The sequence below is a fragment of the Aeromonas sp. FDAARGOS 1414 genome, assembly GCF_019047065.1.
Classification (GTDB): domain Bacteria; phylum Pseudomonadota; class Gammaproteobacteria; order Enterobacterales; family Aeromonadaceae; genus Aeromonas; species Aeromonas veronii_A.
In genome coordinates, this window is sequence record NZ_CP077210.1 from 1,795,704 (window position 1) to 1,816,923 (window position 21,220).

The 21,220-nt window shown below is 61.7% G+C and carries 15 protein-coding genes; all 15 read left to right on the forward strand.

Going from position 1 to position 21,220, the window contains the following annotated elements; genetic code table 11:
* Positions 1-22 precede the first annotated feature (22 nt).
* Entirely contained in the window at positions 23-1,345 is a 1,323-nt protein-coding gene (locus I6L44_RS07905) for a Na+/H+ antiporter family protein (RefSeq protein ID WP_005344933.1), read from the forward strand.
* Between the two features lie 364 nt (positions 1,346-1,709).
* Complete coding sequence (locus I6L44_RS07910) at positions 1,710-2,468, forward strand: flagellar motor protein (protein WP_042056089.1); 759 nt, start codon at positions 1,710-1,712, stop codon at positions 2,466-2,468.
* The gene (locus I6L44_RS07915) at positions 2,446-3,321 is read left to right on the forward strand and encodes a flagellar motor protein MotB (protein ID WP_194496089.1); all 876 of its coding nucleotides are present in this window, start codon (positions 2,446-2,448) and stop codon (positions 3,319-3,321) included. The genes I6L44_RS07910 and I6L44_RS07915 overlap by 23 nt, the downstream gene beginning before the upstream one ends.
* 162 nt (positions 3,322-3,483) lie before the next feature.
* Positions 3,484-5,622, forward strand: a complete 2,139-nt coding sequence (locus I6L44_RS07920) for a TonB-dependent hemoglobin/transferrin/lactoferrin family receptor (protein WP_216953914.1) — start codon at positions 3,484-3,486, stop codon at positions 5,620-5,622.
* Positions 5,622-7,628 (forward strand): prolyl oligopeptidase family serine peptidase, encoded by a 2,007-nt coding sequence (locus tag I6L44_RS07925; RefSeq protein WP_216953917.1) that lies wholly within the window; start codon positions 5,622-5,624, stop codon positions 7,626-7,628. The genes I6L44_RS07920 and I6L44_RS07925 overlap by 1 nt, the downstream gene beginning before the upstream one ends.
* Positions 7,625-10,072, forward strand: coding sequence for a proprotein convertase P-domain-containing protein (locus I6L44_RS07930; RefSeq protein WP_216953919.1), 2,448 nt, complete (start codon positions 7,625-7,627; stop codon positions 10,070-10,072). The genes I6L44_RS07925 and I6L44_RS07930 overlap by 4 nt, the downstream gene beginning before the upstream one ends.
* A 59-nt stretch (positions 10,073-10,131) precedes the next feature.
* Positions 10,132-11,571, forward strand: a complete 1,440-nt coding sequence (locus tag I6L44_RS07935; protein ID WP_216953922.1) for a DUF1566 domain-containing protein — start codon at positions 10,132-10,134, stop codon at positions 11,569-11,571.
* 13 nt (positions 11,572-11,584) lie between these two features.
* Entirely contained in the window at positions 11,585-12,154 is a 570-nt protein-coding gene (locus tag I6L44_RS07940; protein WP_021231425.1) for a DUF1566 domain-containing protein, read from the forward strand.
* A 377-nt stretch (positions 12,155-12,531) separates the two neighbouring features.
* Entirely contained in the window at positions 12,532-12,936 is a 405-nt protein-coding gene (locus I6L44_RS07945) for an NADH-quinone oxidoreductase subunit A (RefSeq protein WP_005344919.1), read from the forward strand.
* A gap of 29 nt (positions 12,937-12,965) precedes the next feature.
* Entirely contained in the window at positions 12,966-13,640 is a 675-nt protein-coding gene (locus tag I6L44_RS07950; RefSeq protein ID WP_005344917.1) for an NADH-quinone oxidoreductase subunit B family protein, read from the forward strand.
* 2 nt (positions 13,641-13,642) lie between these two features.
* Complete coding sequence (gene nuoC, locus I6L44_RS07955; RefSeq protein ID WP_005337234.1) at positions 13,643-15,448, forward strand: NADH-quinone oxidoreductase subunit C/D; 1,806 nt, start codon at positions 13,643-13,645, stop codon at positions 15,446-15,448.
* Between the two features lie 80 nt (positions 15,449-15,528).
* Positions 15,529-16,071: an NADH-quinone oxidoreductase subunit NuoE gene (nuoE, locus tag I6L44_RS07960; protein ID WP_005344912.1), complete on the forward strand. Its 543-nt coding sequence runs from the start codon at positions 15,529-15,531 to the stop codon at positions 16,069-16,071.
* Positions 16,068-17,453: an NADH-quinone oxidoreductase subunit NuoF gene (nuoF, locus tag I6L44_RS07965; RefSeq protein ID WP_216953924.1), complete on the forward strand. Its 1,386-nt coding sequence runs from the start codon at positions 16,068-16,070 to the stop codon at positions 17,451-17,453. The genes nuoE and nuoF overlap by 4 nt, the downstream gene beginning before the upstream one ends.
* 41 nt (positions 17,454-17,494) lie before the next feature.
* A complete protein-coding gene (gene nuoG, locus I6L44_RS07970) occupies positions 17,495-20,251 on the forward strand; it encodes an NADH-quinone oxidoreductase subunit NuoG (protein ID WP_216953926.1) in 2,757 nt (918 codons plus the stop codon).
* Positions 20,248-21,216, forward strand: coding sequence for an NADH-quinone oxidoreductase subunit NuoH (gene nuoH, locus I6L44_RS07975; protein ID WP_005337244.1), 969 nt, complete (start codon positions 20,248-20,250; stop codon positions 21,214-21,216). Before nuoG ends, nuoH begins: the two co-directional genes overlap by 4 nt.
* Positions 21,217-21,220: the final 4 nt, after the last annotated feature.

A 21,220-nucleotide genomic window follows, 5' to 3' on the forward strand; every position in this document is an offset into this window, starting at 1 on the left:
TAACAAACTATAAGGAAATCAAATGAATCCAGTTGTTATCGCAGTCGGGCTGATGCTGGTGCTCAGTCTGCTGCGGATCAATGTGGTGGTCTCGCTGGCGCTGGGTGCCATTGCGGGCGGTCTGGTGGGCGGGTTGTCGTTGACAGATACCCTCACCACCTTCAGCGGTGGCCTGGGCGGTGGCGCCGAGATTGCCCTCTCCTACGCCATGCTGGGCGCCTTTGCAGTTGCCATCTCCCGCTCCGGGATCACCGACCTGCTGGCCCGCAAGGTGATCAGCCAGTTGGGCAAGGATGCCAGCTCGACCCGCATCATGTGGGTCAAAACCCTGCTGCTCTCTTCCGTGCTGGCCGTGGCTATCTCGTCCCAGAACCTGATCCCGGTTCACATCGCTTTTATTCCCATCCTGATCCCGCCGCTGCTGCATGTGATGGCGCAGATGCAGATCGACCGTCGTCAGGTGGCCTGTGTCATCACCTTTGGCCTGACAGCTACCTATATGGTGCTGCCGGTCGGCTTTGGTGGCATCTTCCTGAATAACATTCTGGCCAAGAACCTGATCGATAACGGCGTGCCCATCACCACCAGCCAGATCCCGCTGGCGATGGCCATTCCGGTTGCCGGTATGGTACTGGGCCTGCTGATTGCGGTATTCATCAGCTATCGCAAACCGCGCCAGTACGATCTGGCCAAGATCCTGGATGCCGAGCCCGAAGCGGTCGAGCTCAACCTCACCCACATCTGGGTGGCCCTGCTGGCCATTGGCGTAGCGCTGGGGCTGCAACTGATGACCAACAGCATCGTACTGGGTGCGCTAGCCGGTTTTGTCATCTTCACCTGCGGCGGCGTCATCAAGTTTCGCGAAAGCCAGGATGCCTTCACCCAGGGGGTGCGGATGATGTCGCTGATCGGCTTCATCATGATCTCCGCCGCCGGTTTTGCCGCCGTGATGAAGGCGACCCACGGGGTCGACTCTCTGGTTCAGGTGGTCGCCTCCGGCATCGGTCAGCACAAGGGGATCGCCGCCTTCCTGATGCTGCTGGTTGGCCTGCTCATCACCATGGGGATCGGCTCCTCCTTCTCCACCGTGCCCATCATCGCCACCATCTATGTGCCGCTCTGTCTGCAGCTCGGCTTCTCACCGATGGCGATCATCGCCCTGGTCGGTACCGCAGGCGCGCTGGGGGATGCGGGTTCACCTGCATCTGATTCAACTCTGGGCCCCACATCCGGCCTCAACGCCGATGGCCAGCATGACCATATCTGGGACAGCGTGGTGCCCACCTTTATTCACTACAACATCCCGCTGGTGATCTTCGGCTGGATTGCCGCCATGGTGCTCTGATAGCCACTCTGGCATCGAACCATGCTCTGCAAAATACGAAACAAGAAGGCGACCTTATGGTCGCCTTCTTTATAAGCACGTTCACCTAATCACCAGGACATGGTCCCGAGAGGAGAAGCTCTTTAATGGGCGACATGGATTCCCGGATCTGGATGATTGCGCACTGCTTGTTTCGCTCCTTGCTCTTATGGGATCAGTCTCTAGCCACAGATGCCATAACAGCACTCAGCACCCCCAGCGTTGTGCGCCACACCCGTTGCCACATACCACGCCGATTAATTGCTCAGCGATTGGATATCATTTTGAAAAACTGATACTTAACTAGCTACACTAGCGATTATCACCATACAGGGACGTGTAAAAAATGAGCTTGATTGGCTTGGTGCTGGCGTTGATCGCCATCCTTGGCGGCAACATGATCGAGGGGGGGCACCCCAGTGCACTGCTCGATCTGCCCGCATTCCTCATTGTGATCGGTGGCACCATAGGTGCTGCGCTGACCCAGTTCCCTTTCTCCGTCGTCGGCAGCACCATGAAGCGTTTCAAATGGCTGCTCTCCCCCCTCAAGCTCGATATGCATGAACAGGCCCAGTTGCTGGAGACCCTGGCAGGCAACGCCCGCCGTAGCGGCATGCTGGCGCTGGAAGGGATGATCGACGAGATCAAGGATCCTTTCCTGAAGAAAGGGGTGCAGATGATGGTTGATGGTTACGAGAAAACCAAGATACACGAGGTGCTGGAGAACGAGATCGAGTTCGAGCAGGAAGATCTCGAACAGACAGTCAAATTCTACGAAGCCATGGGCGGCTACTGCCCGACCATGGGGATCGTCGGGGCGGTATTTGGCCTGATCCACGCCATGGGTCTGCTGGATGCCCCCGACAAGCTGGGCGGCGCCATCGCGGTGGCCTTTATCGCCACCATCTACGGGGTATCCGCCGCCAACCTGATCTTCTTGCCGTTCGGCAACCGCTACAAAGGCTTTGCCCACCAGATCCGCCACTACAAGGAGATGACCCTGACCGGCATTCTCTGCATCGTGGATGGCGAATCCCAAGCGCGCCTGCAAGTTACCCTCGAACCTTATCTGGGAGGTCACGGTGGCCAAAAAGAAAAAGGCTGAAGCACCGGAGAACCATGAACGCTGGCTGGTCTCCTATGCCGACTTCATGACCCTGCTGTTCGCCCTGTTTGTGGTGCTCTACTCCTTTGCCATGGCCAAGCAGTCCGAAACCCGGGTGCTTATCCAGGGCTTTATCGAGTCTCTGGGTAAAATCGGCCTCATCTCCCCGCCTGCCGGCTCACCCTTGATGCAGGGGGGCACAGGGATTCTCGAGCCGGAATCAAAAACCACGCCGAGCAGCCCGAAAGAGGAGACTGTGCTGGAGAAAGATGCCCCCATGGCGGCATCGGACCCCTTCAACGAGACCATAGGTGCCTCGGAAAAACCGAGCGCCACCGAAGCCTGGCCCCACAAGACCCAGGAGCAGGAGTGGGTGCAGGTGACCAAGCAGAAGCTGGAGCAGCAGCTAAAGGCCCAGATCGAATCGAAGGATCTCGAGGTCGAGCAGCTTGGCAGCCAGCTGGTGATCCGCATCGGCGAGAAGGCGCTATTCCCCTCTGATTCGGCGTTCCTACAGCCCCAGTTCATCCCGCTGGTCAACAAGATCGCAGGCATTTTGGCCAATATCCCGGGGCAGGTAGTGGTCACCGGTCATACCGACAACTCCCAGGCGCCGGTGGAGCTCTATCGCAACAACTGGGAGCTCTCGGTGCTGCGGGCCTCTTCCATCGTGCAGACCATGCTGACCAACCCCCAGCTGGATGCCAGACGAGTCATCGCTCAGGGGGTTGCCGACACTCAACCCCGCTTTGCTAATGACACCCCCGAACATCGCCAGGCGAATCGCCGGGTCGATATCACCCTCTCTCAAGGCAAGGCAGCAGAAGAGTCGCTGCAACTGCTCAAGCCCTGATCACCCCGCTCCCGCTTCGCGCGGGAGCCTCTTTTTAAAAACAAATAACTCAATAATATCAACACCATAAGTTCTTAATGATAATGATTGCTATTTATTGTCAAGTGGTCAGGCCTCTGCAATAATGCCGCCCTTCAGGCTTAAATAAAAACAATTATCATTATGAACAAACTGCTTCAGGCATGGCCGGCACTCCTGTGTGCCTCCGCTGGCGCGGTCGATCTTCCCCCTGTGGAGAAGGCGCGCAGCGACGACACCATCATTGTCACCGGGCAACGGGTACAACAGAAACTCTCGGATGTCTCCGGCTCCATCACCGTCATCACCCAGGAAGAGCTGGACCGTCAGGTCGCCAGCGAGCTGACTCATGTGTTTCGCAAGATCCCCGGTGTCTCGGTCACCGGCTCTGCCGGGCGACCGCAAAACATCAGCGTGCGCGGCATCGGTGGCAACCGTATCCTGCTGATCAAGGATGGGGTGCGCGTCAGTGACGGCTTTGGCGCCGACAACATCAATGACAAGGTGGGTCGCTTCAACTTCGATCTCGATGACATCAAACAGATTGAGGTGGCCAAGGGGGCCGGCTCCTCCCTGCATGGCTCCGATGCCATCGGCGGTACCGTGGTGATGAATACCAAGCAGCCGGAAGATTATCTGCAACAGCAAGATAGCTATCTGGCGGCCAAGACCCTCTACGGTGGCGACAGCAACAAGAAGAAGCTCAGCATGACCGGCGCGGTGCGGGCACTGGAGAGCGAACATCTGTTACGCCTCTCCGGCTGGCGTGGCAACGAAACCGCCAACTTTGAAGAGAACCGCATTCCGGCTGATTTGGATGGCATGAGTGCCTCCACCAGCAGCCGCCTCCCCCTCAATGCCCATCACGCTCTGCGGCTGGAGCTGGACTACTACGAGGATCACGCCAAACGCCAGATGGGGCCAAAAGCGGTGCCCCAACCCGATGGCAGCTGGGACGTGGTCGGTTTTAAGGAAGATGGCGATCAGCGCACCCAGGGCGGCAAGTTCAGCTGGGAAGCCAGCGATCTGGGCATGGTCGAGACCCTCAACTGGAGCCTGTTTGGCAATCAGTCCCGCAACGAAGCCAACCAGCGCCAGTTGCTGCGCAACGATGCCCTGAGCGGTTATCCCAGATATCGCAGCCAGCGCACCCTCTCCACGTTCGAGGAGCTGCGCCTTGGCAGCGAGCTGGAGTTGCAGAGCAAGCTGAGCACCGGCTCGCTGGATCACACCTTCAGCTACGGTGTGGAGCTGGAGCAGGCCAACCACGAGCGGCCGGTCAGCAATATGACCCTGGAAGATGGCATCACCACCCAGGGACAGAAAGCCCCCTTCAGCAAGGCAGAGACCCGCCGCGATGGCATCTGGCTGAGCGATGTGATCGATCTGGGCAGCTGGCAGTTTACCCCGACCCTGCGCTTTGACCGCCAGCGCCTGCGCGCACCGGACAGCAATCTGGCCGAGAACCACAGCGACCACATCTCCCCTAGTGTGGCGGCCAGTTACCGCTTCAACGAAACATGGCGCAGCTGGCTCAGCTATGCCAACGGCTTCCGCGCCCCCGCTTACGATCAGGTTTACGGCAACATTCCTCACTACTTTGCCATGCCGCCGTTCGAGATCATTGCCAACCCCAACCTCAAGGAGGAGACCAGCCACAGCCTGGAGTGGGGAGTGAATGGCCAAAGCGACAACTGGAGCGTCAAACCGGCCGTTTTCTACAACCGCTACTACAACTTCATCGACTGGCGCCAGACCGGTTTTCGCCTCGATGACGGTGTCTTCCTGCGCCAATATCGCAACGTTGCCAAAGCAGAAACCTGGGGCGCCGAGCTGGCCGCCAGCCTCTGGCTGAGCGACGAGTGGGAGCTTTCGACCAATCTGGCCTGGATGGATGGCAAGGATCACCACGGTGAGCCGCTGCGCACCCAGACACCGTTGGAAGGCAACACCACCCTGCGCTGGCAACAGCTCGACTGGGGGGTTGAGCTCAGTGGCAACTATGCCGCCGCCATGACCAAGGTGCCCCAGTGCGCCAATGCGCAGACGGGCTACAACGGTGCCTGCCAGAGCAGCGCAGGCTGGTTCAGCCTGGATCTCACCGGCGACTGGCAGATCACCGAGGCGCTCAAGGTCAATGCCACCATCGGCAACCTGCTCGATACCCGCTATGTCCGCTATCAGGATGTGGCCGGACTCCCGGCTGGCAGCGACACCTCCCTCTACAGCCAGAGCGGCCGCTACCTGTCAGCCAGCCTCAGCTACCGTTTCGTGGGGATGTGATGAAGCATCATGCAATCATGGCGGCCCTGTTGGCCGCCCCGTTGGCGTGGGCGCAAGAGGCCCTGCCACCCCCGATCCCGTCCCAATCGCACCTGATTTCAGGCAATCCCGTACGCCAGGATCCCTACTTCTGGTTGCGGGACGAGAGCCGTAGCAACCCGGCCATACTCGCCCTGCTCAAGCAGCAAAATCGCTGGAGCGAGCAGCAACTCGCCACCCAGCAGCCGCTGGAAGCGACCTTGCGCGCCGAGTTTGCCCGTCATCCGGCGGGGGAATCTGTGCCAGAGAACTGGCTTGTCCGCGGCGATCAGGCATGGCTGCTGCGCCCGGATGGCTCACTCTGGCAACGCCACGGGGGCAAGGTGCAGCAACGGCTTCCCGCCAGAGCGGGCGAGGGCTATTACGAAGCGGGCGGCTGGGCCCTGAGCCCGGATAACCGCACACTGGTCATCGCCGAAGACAGGCGCGGCGATCTCGACTATCAGGTCACCCTGCTCGATCTCCAAAGCGGCAAGGCGCTGGCCAGTTTGGCGCAGCGCAGCGCTGATCTCGCCTGGTCACAAGATGGTCGCACCCTCTACAGCATCGCCAACGAGCGCTACACCCTGCGCCCCTGGCAGCTGCGCGGCTGGCAGGATGGCCAGGAGCAGACTCTCTATGAGGAGCAGGATCCCGCCTGGCTGCTCAGCCTCTATCGCACCACGGATGGCCAGCATCTGGTGTTGCAGGGCAACAACCACGACAGCTCGGAGCAGTACCTGCTCGACTCGGGCAAGCCGCAGCAGGTCAAACCCCGCCAGCGCGGGGTGGAATACTATCTGGACAGCCAGTCTGGCTGGGTGATCAAGAGCAACCGAGAGGGGACGTTTGCCCTCTACTCAGCCAGCACGCCGCTCGGTGAGTGGCAGCGCCTGTGGCCCGCCAAAGAGGAGGATCTCGGCGATCCCGAGAAGTGGCGACTGTTTGATCGCCATCTGGTGGTGCAGTTTCGCCAGCAGGGGGAGGATTGGCTCGCCCTGCTCGATCGCAACGGCCATGAACGCCAGCGCCTGCCGCTGGCCAGTGGCGCCGGTACCGGCTGGCTGCAAGGAGAACATGACCCGGCCAGCGACCGCATTCTGGTGCGCAGTCAGGGCTTGAGTCAGCCCCCCGGCCAGCGCTGGCTGGATTTGACCAGCGGCCACTGGATCAACGACCAGCACACCGCAGGCAATAAAGCATTGCCCTATCAGAGCGAGCGGCGCTGGATCACCTCTGCCGATGGCACCCGGGTACCTGTCTCGCTGGTGTGGCGCAAGGATCTGGCCCCTCGCGCCGTGCTGCTCTACGGCTATGGCGCCTATGGCACGCCGATGCGCCCCTACTACCAGAAAGAGCTGTTAAGCCTGCTGGATCGGGGCTTTGTCTACGCCATCGCCCATGTGCGCGGCGGCGGCATGCTGGGGGAGCAGTGGACCCGCGACGGGCGGGGCATCAACAAGCAGAACGGCATCAGCGACTTTATCGCTGCCGGTAACGCCCTGCGCCACTGGTCGCCCGACTCAGCCCCCCTGCCCCTGTTTGCCATGGGGGGCAGCGCGGGGGGCACGCTGGTTGCTGCGGCCCTCAACCAGCAACCGACACTCTTTAGCGGCGCCGTGTTGCAGGTTCCCTTCGTCGATATGCTCGGCACCATGAGCGATCCAGCCCTCCCCTTGACCCGTCAGGAGTACCAGGAGTGGGGCAACCCGGCCAAGCCCGCAGAGTATCAGGCGATGCGCCGCATCAGCCCCTACGACAACCTGCACCGCGCCCCCTACCCGCCCCTGCTGGTCACTACCGCCCTGCACGACAGCCAGGTGCCCTACTGGGAGCCGGTCAAGTGGCTGGCCCGCCTGCGGGAGCACAGCACGGGCTCCGGCCCCTACCTGCTGCTGACCGAACTGGAGGGAGGCCACCGCGCCGGTGGCGGCGATCGGGCTCGTGAATTTGCCTTCTTGTTGAATCTGGCGGGGATCAACCAATGACCCTGCCGCTGATTGGGAGTACCACTATGAAACCCCTGTTGCCCGCCCTCTTGCTGGGGCTGGCTGGCTTTTCCACTCAGGCCACCGAACTGCGTTTTGTCGAACAGGACGCCCCGGCCGATCCCCGCCTCTGGCTCGAACAGCAGCTCGGCGTCACCCTGAGTGATGCCCCAGCCTATCAGCGCCAAGGCAAGCTGGGCCACTATCTGCATTATCGCCAGCAGCTCAATGGCGCACCGATCGCCGGCCTGATGGCCGCCGTCAGTCTCGATGAGCAGGGTCGCCCGTGGCGCCTTTATCACAATACCCGGCTGATGCAGGCACAGGCGGCTCCATGTGATGAAGCAAGCCGCGCCGGGGTGGATGCCTATACCGCCACGCTGGATGGTACGGTGTGGCAATTCGCCGGCAGTGACGAGGCCCAGCCCTGGTACTGGCAGGATGGCGACACACTGACTGCGGCCTGGCGTCTGCTGGCGGTGGAAAGCCAGCCGGGCAACAGCAAGAGCAGCCACTGGCAACTGTTTGTCACCTGCGATGGCAGCGCCCTGCTGGGGCGCACGCTGCAAGAGGCCAACACCCGTGCCGAAGCGGTCCCGCTGGCAGGGGAAGCGGCCACGGTGCAGGCCCGCATCTTTGCCCTCGACCCACGCACCCAGTTGCAAGATGGCAACCTGCTGTGGCGCCACGATCTGGTGCTGGACAACCGGGCCTATCGCACCGTGCCGCTCACGGTACAAAAGGTGGATGACACCTACCAGCTAAATGGCCCACGCGCCCGGGTCGTGGATGGCACGGCGCCGGAAACTGCCCCCTTTAGCAGCCCTGATGCCGATGGCTTCCAGCTAGATCACCAGCAGCCCGCCTTCCTCGATATCAATGGCTACTACCATCTGGATCTGGCCCAGCGCCATGTGGAATCCCTTGGCTACCCGACGCTGATGGGCGGCCCCCTGGCCATCGATACCGATGCCGGGGAGCAGGACAACTCTCTCTATGACCCCTTCCTGCGCCGGTTGGAAATTGGCCGGATCGGGGTGCCCGATGCGGAAGATCCCATGGTGATCTGGCACGAGTTTGGCCATGCGGTGCAGCACCATATCCTGCCCGACATGGGAGAAGAGGGTGACTGGGGCGCCATCGGCGAGGGCTTTAGCGACTATCTGGCCGCCAGCTGGCGCCAGCGCAGTCCAGAGGCTCGCCAGTTCGAGCCTTTCATGGTCTTCAACTGGGATGCCAGGATCAGCGGCCGGACGCCCCGTCAGCTCGATGATCTGCGGGCGCGCTATCATCCGGGCTTCCTCTATCCGGCTCACCTCACCATCAACGGCAGCAACGGCGACCAGCTGTGGGGCACCCCGCTCTTCACCGCGCTGCGCCAGGCCGTTGAACAATATGGCGAGGTAGCCCGTGACGAGTTCGATACCCTGCTGATTGAATCCCACTTCGGCCTCGGCCCGCAGGTGCGGATGCCCCAGCTGGCGCGGGTCACCGTGGATACCGCCAACCGCCTCTATCCGGATCGCAGTTATGGCAAGCTGCTGGAGCAGGCCTTCCGCCACCACGCCCTGCTGCCCACTCCCATTGCGGCCCGCCTTGCCGATGACAGCTACCTGCTGCCCGGGGAGAAAAAGAGCCTCGCCATCGAATTGACCAACCAGAGCGGCCGCCCCCTGACCGTGGCTGACGCCAGCCTGCTCCCAAGCAAGGGGCTCATGGGTGACGGTCACTGGCAGGGAGAGCTCAACGCCGATGGCACCGCCCGCTGGACCCTGCCGCTGGAAGCGGCGAGCAACCTGACCTGTGGCGAGGCTATCACCTTGCCGCTGCAGTTCCAGCTCACCTTGCCCAGCCCCACCGAGCGCCAGACCCGCCTTGACCTGCAACTGCCGATCGGTGAACCGCTCTGGCAGCGGGCCATCGGCCAGGGTGGCCAGATCAAGGATGCGGTGAGCGATGAACGGCACGGCCTGTCCCGCTTCACTCTCACCCTGCCCGAGAGCAAGGCCCGCATCGACAGCGGATTCGTGGTCGCCCTCGATCTGGAGCACAGCAAGCTGGAGCAGCTGGAGATCTGGCTCACCTCCCCTTACGGCACCCGGATCAGCCTGTGGAACAAGGGTTATGCCAGCCATACCCGGCTCAAGGGGGAGTTTCCCCGTGAACTGGTACCGTTTGAATCGCTGGACAAGCTGCACGGCGAACCGCTCGCTGGCCGCTGGCTGCTGGAGATCAACGACACCAGCGCCGGTGACACCGGTCAGTTGCGCAACTGGCGGGTAGCCGAGCAAGTCGGCGCCCGCTGCGACAAGGATGAAGCCCAGCCCAACACCGGCGTCATCCCCCTTGAACAGGATGAAGGGGGTGGCGGCACGGCTTCCCCCCTGCTGCTGTTGCTGGCCCTCTGGTCCCGCTTCTGGCGCCGGAGCACCCCGCGCCATTGAATCCTGTACCACGGGGGTTACCGCCCCCGTGAACCTGTGACCGAATCAAGGAATGTGAAGTGAAACCATCCGTACTGGTTATTGCAACCCTCTCAGCCCTGCTCAGCGCCTGTGGCGGCGGGGAAGATAACGCACCACTGGCGATCCCGGACTACCGGGTCGATGTCGCCCTGCCGACCGCCGGTACCCTGTGCGCCGATCTGGATCAGAACTGGCAATGTGATCCTGCCGACCCTGCCGTCAGCGGCGAAGGAGCGGTGGCCCTGGTCAGCCGTTCGGCCAACATCGTCAACTCGCCCCTGCTGTTCGTACCGAGGAGCGGAGGCCTGCTGCTGGCGCATCCGGCCGCCAAAGGGGATCCACAACGGCTGCAACCGACCCTGCTCAGCACCCTGTGGCAGAGCCGCATTGCCGAAGGGGTGGCCGCCGATCGCGCACTGACGCAGCTGCTGGCCGATCTCGCGCCGCTGCAACCGGGCGGCGACCGCGTGGCCCTCGCGGGCCTCGGCCAGTTTGATCAGGCGCTGCAGCAGGTGGCGATCAGCTTGCAGCAACAGGCCCGCGCACGACTTGCCACCGCCAAGGAGACTCAGTTGCTCACCACCAGCTATCGCGCCATCAGCCTGATGCTGGCGCAATTGGCTCAGGAGTGGCAGCGCAACGGCCTGTTTGCTGAAGAGACCCAAAGTGAGCTGCTTACCCTGCTGGTGCAACAGCAGCCACGCAACCTGCTGACCGTCACCGGCGTCACCACCTTCAGCGATGGCAACGACCCGCTGCTGGAACAGGAACCCGATGACTATCCGGGACAAGATGCCAGCTGGAATCGCACTCGTCCCCAGCTTGCCTATCGCAAACTCGATGATCGCGGTCAGGCGCTCCCCGACAACGCGCCGAGCTGGCAGTGCGTCAAGGATCTCAATACCGGTCTGGTGTGGGAGGTCAAATCGGACGATCCCTTGAGTCCGGCCTGGAAAAGCAGACCCTTTGCCTATGAGGATGAGCACTTCAAGGCGACCGCAGGCGAACAGCAAGCGGCCTACCAGCATATTCATAAGAGGATCGAACAGCTCACCGCCGAAGGAGATCTGTCGGCCCTCGCCCGGGCACAGGCGCTGACCACCATGCTGACCACCCGCGCGTATCAACAGTGGCTCAATGGCGAGCAGCGCTGCGGCATCAGCCAGTGGCGGCTGCCCACCATGGGTGAGCTGATGTCACTGATGCACTACGGCAGCCTGGCCAAGGACCCGCTGGGTCAACGCATCATCGTGGATACCCGTTACTTCCCGGATATCGCCCCCTCGGAAGATGACACCTACCATGGCTACTACTGGAGCGCCACCAGCAACACCGCCCAGCGCTTCTCCGGTGGCCCCATCAGCAAACGCACAGTCCTGCTCCTGGGAGAAGATGCGGGCACCACCTATCCCGCGCTGGTGCAGCAAGATACCTATATCGAGCTGATGCAGGTACGACTGGTCGCCACTCCCCAATAATCCGAGGAATATCATGAGCCTTTATCGCTTTTCGTTCGCCATGCTGGCACTGCTGGCCCCCCTGGCCCACGGTGCTGCCATTTGTGATGACACCATGGATCGCACCGCCCCCTCTGCCCGTTTTCTTGACCATGGCAACGGCACCGTCACGGATCAACACACCGGCCTCACCTGGATGCGCTGCAAACTGGGGCAGACATGGAGTGGCAGCAGTTGCCTGGGGGAACCGACTGTTTACTACTGGCAGCAGGGGCTGCAAGTGGCAGAGCGGATCCGCAGTGACAGCAGCCATGCTCTCTATCACTTCGGCGGTATTAGCCAGTGGCGCCTGCCCGACATCAAGGAGCTGGCGACCCTGGTCGAGCATGCCTGCTACAAGCCCTCTCTCAATGAAGCCATTTTCCCGCGTGCCATGGCGGGGGGCGGTAAAGAGGTCAATGAGGGCTATGTCTATCTGATGAGCAGCACGGTAACCTCCGCCAATGGTCAGCGGGCGTATCTGGATATCACCTCGGGAGATATCGGTCTTCGCGCCATTGGCGCCTACCCGGATCAGGTCTTGCTGGTCGCCAATAAACCCTGACCGCCCCACGCTCGAAACCGGAACGCGATGACAGGAGAGGCTTGAAAGCCTCTCTTTTTATTGCTCTTGCCGCCCCCCTACCTCACTCGCCATCACGCTCTTCTCCCGCCAGTGCCCCCTGCCCGCGATACCGACCTGATCCTGCTCCGCACGCGACATACGCCTTTCAGGTGATGACGAGGAGCAGCACTCTGCGCTTTCCAGGCCTTTCTCGCCCGCCATAACCAACAAAAAAGTGCGCTTCTTAACAAAATTTAATTACCGGTTAACCGATTAATAATTAACCCGTAAAAATGACATGTAAATCAGTGCGAAAGTGTCATAATGCGTAACATTATTGTTAAGTCGCTTGATTAATTTGGTTAGGAAAAACCTCTATGTTTGCTGATATTTCTGCTCAACATTGGGCTTTTGCCATTTATGTCATCGGTGCCATCACCATCTGTCTGGTGATGATAGGCCTCGCCGCCCTGCTGGGAGGTCGCGCCTACGGCCGCACCAAGAACAAGCCATTTGAATCTGGTGTCGACTCGGTCGGCAGTGCCCGCCTGCGTTTTTCCGCCAAGTTCTATCTGGTCGCCATGTTCTTCGTCATCTTCGACGTCGAGGCGCTCTACCTGTTTGCCTGGTCTGTCTCCGTGCGGGAGAGCGGCTGGGTCGGCTTTATTGAAGCCACCATTTTCATCGGACTGCTGCTTATCGGCCTGATCTACCTCTGGCGCATCGGCGCACTGGACTGGTCACCGCGCAAACCGCAGTTGAACAACAAAAACAGTGATTGAACCACAGACCCTTTCCTTGAGGTTGCACCATGAAGTACACCCTGACCCGGATTGACCCGGATGCACCCGTTGAGCGCTACCCCCAGGAGCAGCGCCAGACCGTCGATGACCCACTGGCGCAAGAAGCGACGCGCGGCATCATGATGGGCCGTCTCGAGGAGGTGCTGCAAGACACAGTCAACTGGGGCCGCAAAAACTCCCTCTGGCCTTACAACTTCGGCATCTCCTGCTGCTACGTGGAGATGTGTACCGCCTTCACCTCCCCCCACGATGTGGCCCGCTTCGGCGCCGAAGTTATCCGCGCTTCGCCCCGTCAGGCCGATTTCATGGTGATTGCAGGGACCCCCTTCATCAAGATGGCGCCAGTCATCCAGCGCCTGTATGAACAGCTGCTCGAACCCAAGTGGGTGATCTCCATGGGGGCCTGTGCCAACTCCGGCGGCATGTATGACATCTATTCAGTGGTGCAGGGGGTGGATAAGTTCCTGCCGGTCGACGTCTACATTCCGGGTTGCCCGCCCCGTCCCGAAGCCTTTTTGCAAGCCCTGATGCTGCTGCAGGACTCCATCGGCAAAGAGCGCCGCCCCCTCTCCTGGGTGGTGGGCGATCAGGGGATCTACCGTCCCCAGATGCAGGCCGAAAAAGAGCGCAAGCGCGGCGAACGGATCAATGTGACCAACCTGCGCACGCCGGATGAGATCTGACCATGAAACTGACTCGTGATTTTCCCAGCAATTACGCCATGGCCCAGTGGCAGCCCAGCGACCACAAGGATGCCAAAGTGATTGGCGAACTGTTTGCCCACTTCGGGGCCGAGCACTTCACCGTGCAGACCACGCGCACCGGCGTGCCGGTGGTCTGGCTCCCCCGCGAACTGCTGCAGGATGTGATGGGCTTTTTGCGCAAGGTGCCCTCCCCGTTTGTGATGCTGTTTGATCTCAGCGCCACCGATGAGCGGCTGCGCAGCCATCGCGACGGTCTGCCCCAGAGCGATTTCACCGTCTTCTATCACCTCATCTCCATCGACCGTAACGCCGATGTGATGTTGAAAGTGGCGCTGGCCGAAAGTGACCTGCATCTGCCCACCATCACCAACCACTTCCCCAATGCCAACTGGTACGAGCGGGAAGTGTGGGATCTGATGGGCATCACCTTCGACGGTCACCCCCATCTGACCCGCATCATGATGCCCAAGAGCTGGCAGGGTCACCCACTGCGCAAGGATTACCCGGCGCGCGCCACCGAATTTGATCCCTTCATGCTCGATGCCGCCAAACAGGACATGGAGCAGGAGAACCTGCTGTTCAAACCGGAAGAGTGGGGACTGGCCCGCGGCAACGAGAACGAGGACTACATGTTCCTCAACCTCGGCCCCAACCATCCCTCTGCCCACGGTGCCTTCCGGTTGGTGTTGCAGCTCGATGGCGAGGAGATCCGCAACTGCGTGCCCGACATCGGCTATCACCATCGCGGTGCCGAGAAGATGGGTGAGCGCCAGTCCTGGCACAGTTACATCCCCTATACCGACCGGGTCGAGTATCTGGGCGGGGTGATGAACAACCTCCCCTATGTGCTGGCGGTCGAGAAGCTGGCCGGCATCAAGGTGCCGCAGCGGGTCGACATGATCCGGGTGATGATGGCGGAGCTGTTCCGCATCCAGAGCCACCTCTTGTTCCTCGGGACCTATATCCAGGACGTGGGGGCCATGACCCCGGTCTTCTTCACCTTCACCGACCGGCAGAAGATCTACACCATCATCGAAGCGATCACCGGTGCCCGCATGCACCCGGCCTGGTTCCGTATCGGCGGTGTGGCCCACGACCTGCCGAAGGGATGGCAGCGGCTGGTGCAGGACAACCTGCTGAGCTGGCTGCCCAAGCGGCTGATGGATTACGAAAAAGCGGCGATGCGCAACAGCATTCTTCGCGGTCGAACCATAGGCGTCTCTGCCTACACCACCGAGCAGGCGTTGTCCTGGGGCACCACGGGGGCCGGATTGCGCGCCACCGGCCTCAACTTCGACATACGCAAGTGGCGCCCCTACTCCGGTTACGATCAGTTCGACTTTGAAGTGCCGGTCGGCAGCAATGGCGATGCCTACGACAGAGCCACCGTGCGGATCGAGGAGATCCGCCAGAGCATGTCGATCATCGAGCAGTGCATGAAGAACATGCCGGAGGGTCCCTTCAAGGCGGATCATCCCCTCACCACACCGCCGCCCAAAGAGCGCACCCTGCAGCACATCGAGACCCTGATCAACCACTTCCTGCAAGTGTCGTGGGGCCCGGTGATGCCCGCTGCCGAGTCGTTCCAGATGATTGAGGCGACCAAGGGGGTCAACAGTTACTACCTGACCAGTGACGGCTCCACCATGAGCTACCGGACCCGGATCCGCACCCCGAGCTTTGCTCACCTGCAGCAGATCCCCTCGGTGATCAAGGGCAGCATGGTGTCGGACCTCATCGTCTATCTGGGCAGTATCGATTTCGTTATGTCGGATGTGGACCGTTAAGTGATCCCGCCTCCCGGCCATGGCCGGGAATCGGGATCGCCGGACGAGCAGTAAAAGGACAAGCCACCAAAGGTCAAGTCATGAGCCAGCAATGTCAGTGTCACAATAATCAGACCCCACAGGGGCAAGGGGCATGCAGCAGCAAACAGGACGACTTCGTTCTGAGCCAGGCTGAACGCGATGCCATCGAACACGAGAAACACCACTACGAAGATCCCCGCGCCGCCAGCATTGAAGCGCTCAAGATCGTGCAGCAGGCCAGAGGCTGGGTTCCCGACGGCGCCATTCATGCCATCGCGGCCGAGCTCGGCATTCCCGCCAGCGACGTGGAGGGGGTCGCCACCTTCTATAGCCAGATCTTCCGCCAGCCGGTAGGGCGCCACATCATCCGCGTCTGCGACAGCATGGTCTGCTACATCAATGGCCATGAAGAGCTGATGGCCGGTCTCAAGGAGGTGATGAACCTCGGCCCCGGTCAAACCACCCCGGATGGCCGCTTCACCCTGCTGCCGGTCTGCTGCCTTGGCAACTGCGACAAGGGGCCAGCCATCATGATCGATGACGACACCTATGGCGGCCTCGATCCGGTGACCTTGCTGAAAACGCTGGAGGCTTACCCATGAGCCTGCCGCAGAACAAGATCCTCGCCTCTCTTGGCACCGCCAACCGCACGGCCCGCACCGCCGAGACCCACCCGCTCACCTGGCGGCTGCGTGACGACGGCCAGCCGGTGTGGCTGGAGGAGTATCAGGCCAAACAGGGGTATGACGCCGCCCGCAAGGCGCTCGGCCAGATGAGCCCGGACGAGATCGTCAGCACCGTCAAGGATGCCGGCCTCAAGGGGCGTGGCGGCGCGGGCTTCCCCACTGGTGTGAAGTGGGGGCTGATGCCCAAAGACGAGAGCATGAGCATCCGTTACCTGCTCTGCAATGCCGACGAGATGGAGCCCAACACCTGGAAAGATCGCCTGCTGATGGAGCAACTGCCCCATCTGCTGATCGAGGGGATGATCATCAGTGCTCGGGCGCTCAAGGCCTATCGCGGCTATATCTTCCTGCGCGGCGAATACGTTGATGCCGCCATCCACCTGCGCCGCGCGGTGGAAGAGGCCAAGGCCGCCGGTCTGCTGGGCAAGAACATTCTGGGCTCCGGTTTTGACTTCGAGCTGTTCGTCCACACCGGCGCCGGCCGCTACATCTGTGGTGAAGAGACGGCGTTGATCAATTCGCTGGAAGGGCGCCGCGCCAACCCGCGTGCCAAACCCCCCTTCCCCGCCGTTTCCGGCGTCTGGGGCAAACCCACCTGTGTCAACAACGTCGAAACCCTCTGCAACGTCCCCGCCATTATCGGCAACGGAGTCGCCTGGTATCACGGGCTGGCGCTGCCGGGCTCGGAAGATCATGGCACCAAGCTGATGGGCTTCTCCGGCAAGGTGAACAACCCTGGGGTCTGGGAGCTGCCGTTTGGCATCACCGCCCGCGAGCTGTTTGAAAATTACGCCGGCGGCATGAGGAGCGGCTATCGCCTGAAAGCGTGGCAACCGGGCGGCGCGGGCACCGGCTTCCTGCTGCCGGAGCACCTCGATGCCCAGATGTATACCGCCGGTATCGGCAAGGTCGGCACCCGGATGGGGACTGGCCTCGCCATGGCGGTGGATGACTCCATCAGCATGGTGAGTCTGCTGCGCAACATGGAGGAGTTCTTCGCCCGCGAGTCGTGTGGCTGGTGCACGCCCTGTCGCGATGGCCTGCCCTGGAGCGTCAAGCTGCTGCGGGCACTGGAACGTGGCGAAGGGCAATCCGGCGATCTGGCGACCCTGGAGCAACTCTGCAGTTTCCTTGGCCCGGGCAAGACCTTCTGCGCCCACGCACCGGGCGCCGTCGAGCCGCTGGCCAGCGCCATCAAATATTTCCGCTCCGAATTCGAGGCCGGGATCAAAGGCTGCGGTGATAACCGCAAGCCGGTCAAAGGGATCCAGCCCAATCTGCTGGGCGAGCGCTGGTAACGACACCACAGATTTCACAAAACAGGTTTCAGGGAAGTTGTATGGCAACCATTTATGTAGACGGCAAAGAGTACGAGGTAGACGGAGCAGATAACCTGCTGCAAGCCTGTCTGTCGCTGGGTCTGGACGTCCCCTATTTCTGCTGGCATCCGGCGCTGGGTAGCGTTGGCGCCTGCCGCCAGTGTGCGGTCAAACAGTATCAGAATGCCGATGACAAACGCGGTCGTCTGGTCATGTCCTGCATGACCCCGGCCACCGATGGCAGCTACATCGCCATCGAGGATGAAGAGGCTAAAGAATTTCGCAAGAGCGTGGTGGAGTGGCTGATGACCAACCACCCCCACGACTGCCCGGTGTGTGAAGAGGGCGGCGCCTGCCACCTGCAGGATATGACGGTGATGACTGGCCACAACAGCCGTCGCTACCGTTTCACCAAACGCACCCACCAGAATCAGGAGCTGGGCCCCTTCATCGGTCACGAGATGAACCGCTGCATCGCCTGCTACCGCTGCGTCCGTTACTACAAGGATTATGCCGGTGGCGAGGATCTCGGGGTCTATGGTGCCCACGACAACGTCTATTTCGGGCGGGTCGAGGATGGCACCCTGGAGAGTGAATTTTCCGGCAACCTGGTGGAGGTCTGCCCCACCGGCGTCTTCACCGACAAGACCCACTCCGAACGTTACAACCGCAAGTGGGACATGCAATTTGCCCCCAGCATCTGCCAGCAATGCTCCGTGGGCTGCAACATCAGTCCGGGCGAGCGTTATGGCGAGCTGCGCCGCATCGAAAACCGCTTCCACGGCAGCGTCAACCACTACTTCCTCTGTGACCGTGGCCGCTTTGGCTATGGCTACGTCAATCTGGCGGACCGCCCGCGCCAACCGCTGCTCAAAGATGGCAACGACCAGCTGACCATCACGGTCGATGGCGCCCTCAACCGCGCCGCCGATGCCCTGCGCACGGCCCGTGGCCTCATCGGCATCGGCTCGCCCCGCGCCTCGCTGGAGAGCAACTTTGCCCTGCGCGAGCTGGTGGGGGCAGACAACTTCTACGCTGGCGTCGAGCAGGCCGAGTGGGCCTGTCAGCTGAAGATGCTGCAGATCCTGCAACAGGGCGGCGTGCCAACCCCGAGCCTGCGGGACATGGAAGAGGCCGACGCCATTCTGCTGCTCGGTGAAGATGTCACCATGAGCGCCGCCCGTATCGCGTTGGCGCTGCGCCAAGCCGTCAAGGGCAAGGCTCGCGAGCTGGCCCGCAAGATGAAGGTGGATCTGTGGCAAGTCGCCGCCGTTCAGACCCTGGGTCAGAACGAGCGCTACCCGCTGCTCATCACCAGCCTCGACACCACCCGTCTGGACGATGTGGCGGCCGACAAGCTGCACGCCCCCTATGCCGATCAGGCGCGCCTTGGCTTTGCCATCGCCAACCTGCTCGACCCAGTAGCACCGGCCGTGGCCGACCTCTGCCCCGAGCTGCAGGCACAAGCGACTCGCTGGGCCGAGCTGCTCGGCAACGCCAAGAAGCCGCTCATCATTGCAGGCTCCAGTGCCCGCGATGTGGCGCTGCTTGAGGCGGCCAGCAACATTGCCCGCGCCCTGAAAGGCCGAGGACTGGAAGCCAGCATCGCGCTGGTTGGCCAGGAGGCCAACTCGCTGGGTCTGGCCATGCTGGGCGCTCAAACCTTGTCAGACAAGCCGCTCGAAGCCGCCCTTGCGCGTATCGAGGCCGAAGAGGGGTTGGCGCTGGTCACCCTGGAGAACGATCTCTACCGCCGCGCGCCGCGCAACCGGGTGGATGCTGCGCTGGCACGGCTGCAATACCTGCTGGTCATCGACCATCAGGCGACCCCGACCGCCAACAAGGCTGATCTGGTGCTGCCAGCGGCCAGTTTTGCCGAAGCCGATGGCACCTTGGTCAATATGGAAGGACGCGCCCAGCGCTTCTTCCAGGTCTATGCGCCCGCCTTCTACAACGCCGATATTCAGGTGCGTGAAGGGTGGCGCTGGCTGGCAGCGCTGCAAGGGGCGATAGAACGCAAGCCGCTGCGCTGGCAGAACTTCGATCAGGTCAACCATGACTGTGCCACCAGCAATCCGCTGCTCGCTACCATGCTGGAAGTGGCGCCCAATGCAGGCTTGCGGATCCGTGGCATGCGACTGGCCCGTGAGCCACATCGTTACAGCGGTCGCACCTCCATGCTGGCGGATCAGAACGTCAGCGAGCCGCGGGTAGCGCAAGATCCCGACTCCCCCTTCAACTTCTCCATGGAAGGGTATGCCGGAGCCCGTCAGCCGCTGCCGCAAGTACCGTTCGCCTGGGCACCGGGCTGGAACTCTCCCTCCGCCTGGAACAAGTTCCAGGATGAAGTGGGTGGCAAACTGCGTGCTGGCGATCCGGGTCGCCGTCTGCTGGAAGCAACAGACCCGCAGGCAGAAGGCAAGGAGCTGCTCGGCTGGTTCACCACCATCCCCGCCCCCTTCAAGGCCGCAGAGGCGCTGCAAGTGGTCAATTATGCCCAGCTGTTTGGCGGCGAGGAGCTCTCCGCTCGCAGCCCGGTCATTCAGGCCCGGATGAACGAACCCGAGCTGGTACTCAATCCCCTTGATGCGCAGCGTCTGGCCCTCCACGGGGGCAGTCAGGTCTCCTTCTCCTGGGGCGGTAGCCACTGGCAACTGCGTCTGCGGCTTAGCGAGCAGCTGAGCGCCGGTCTGGCGGGGCTCCCCCTTGGGGTGAACGGCCTGCCGACGGCCCTGCAACAAGCCTCAATCACTAACCTGCAGGAGGTGATCGCATGAGCGAGTCGCTGATCGATCTGTTGCTGGAGGTGGGCAAGGCACTGATCGTGCTGGTGGGGATCGTGGGGGCTGGCGCCTTTATGAGCTTTATCGAGCGCCGTCTGCTGGCCCTGTGGCAGGATCGCTACGGCCCCAACCGGGTGGGGCCGTTTGGTCTGCTCCAGCTGGCCGCCGACATGATCAAGATGTTCTTCAAGGAGGACTGGATCCCGCCGTTCGCTGATCGGCGGATCTTTATCCTGGCCCCCATCATCGCATTCACCGCCTTTATTCTGGCGTTTGCGGTGGTGCCCATCACCCCCACCTGGGGCGTGGCGGATCTCAATGTGGGGCTGCTCTACATCCTGGCCATCGCAGGGCTGGCTGTCTATGCGGTGCTGTTCGCCGGCTGGTCGAGCAACAATAAATACTCATTGCTTGGCAGCTTGCGCGCCTCGGCTCAGACCCTCTCCTACGAGGTGTTTCTCGGGCTATCCCTGATGGGGATTGTGATCCAGACCGGCAGTTTCAACCTGCGGGATATCGTCGAGGCACAGGCAGACTTGTGGAACGTGGTGCCCCAGATCCTGGGCTTTGTCACCTTCCTGTTTGCCGGTGTCGCCGTCACCCACCGTCACCCGTTCGATCAGCCAGAAGCCGAGCAGGAGCTCGCCGACGGCTATCACATCGAGTATGCGGGGATGAAGTGGGGTCTCTTCTTCGTGGGAGAATATATCGGCATCGTGCTGATCTCCTCGCTCATCGTGACCCTCTTCTTCGGTGGCTGGCACGGCCCCTGGCTGCCCCCCTTCATCTGGTTTGCCCTGAAGACCGCCTGTTTCATGGTGTTCTTCATCCTGCTGCGGGCCTCCCTGCCTCGCCCGCGCTTTGACCAGGTGATGTCGTTTGGCTGGAAAGTCTGCTTGCCGCTGACCCTGATCAATATGCTGGTCACCGCGGCAGTTGTACTGATAAGTACGCAGTGAGGCA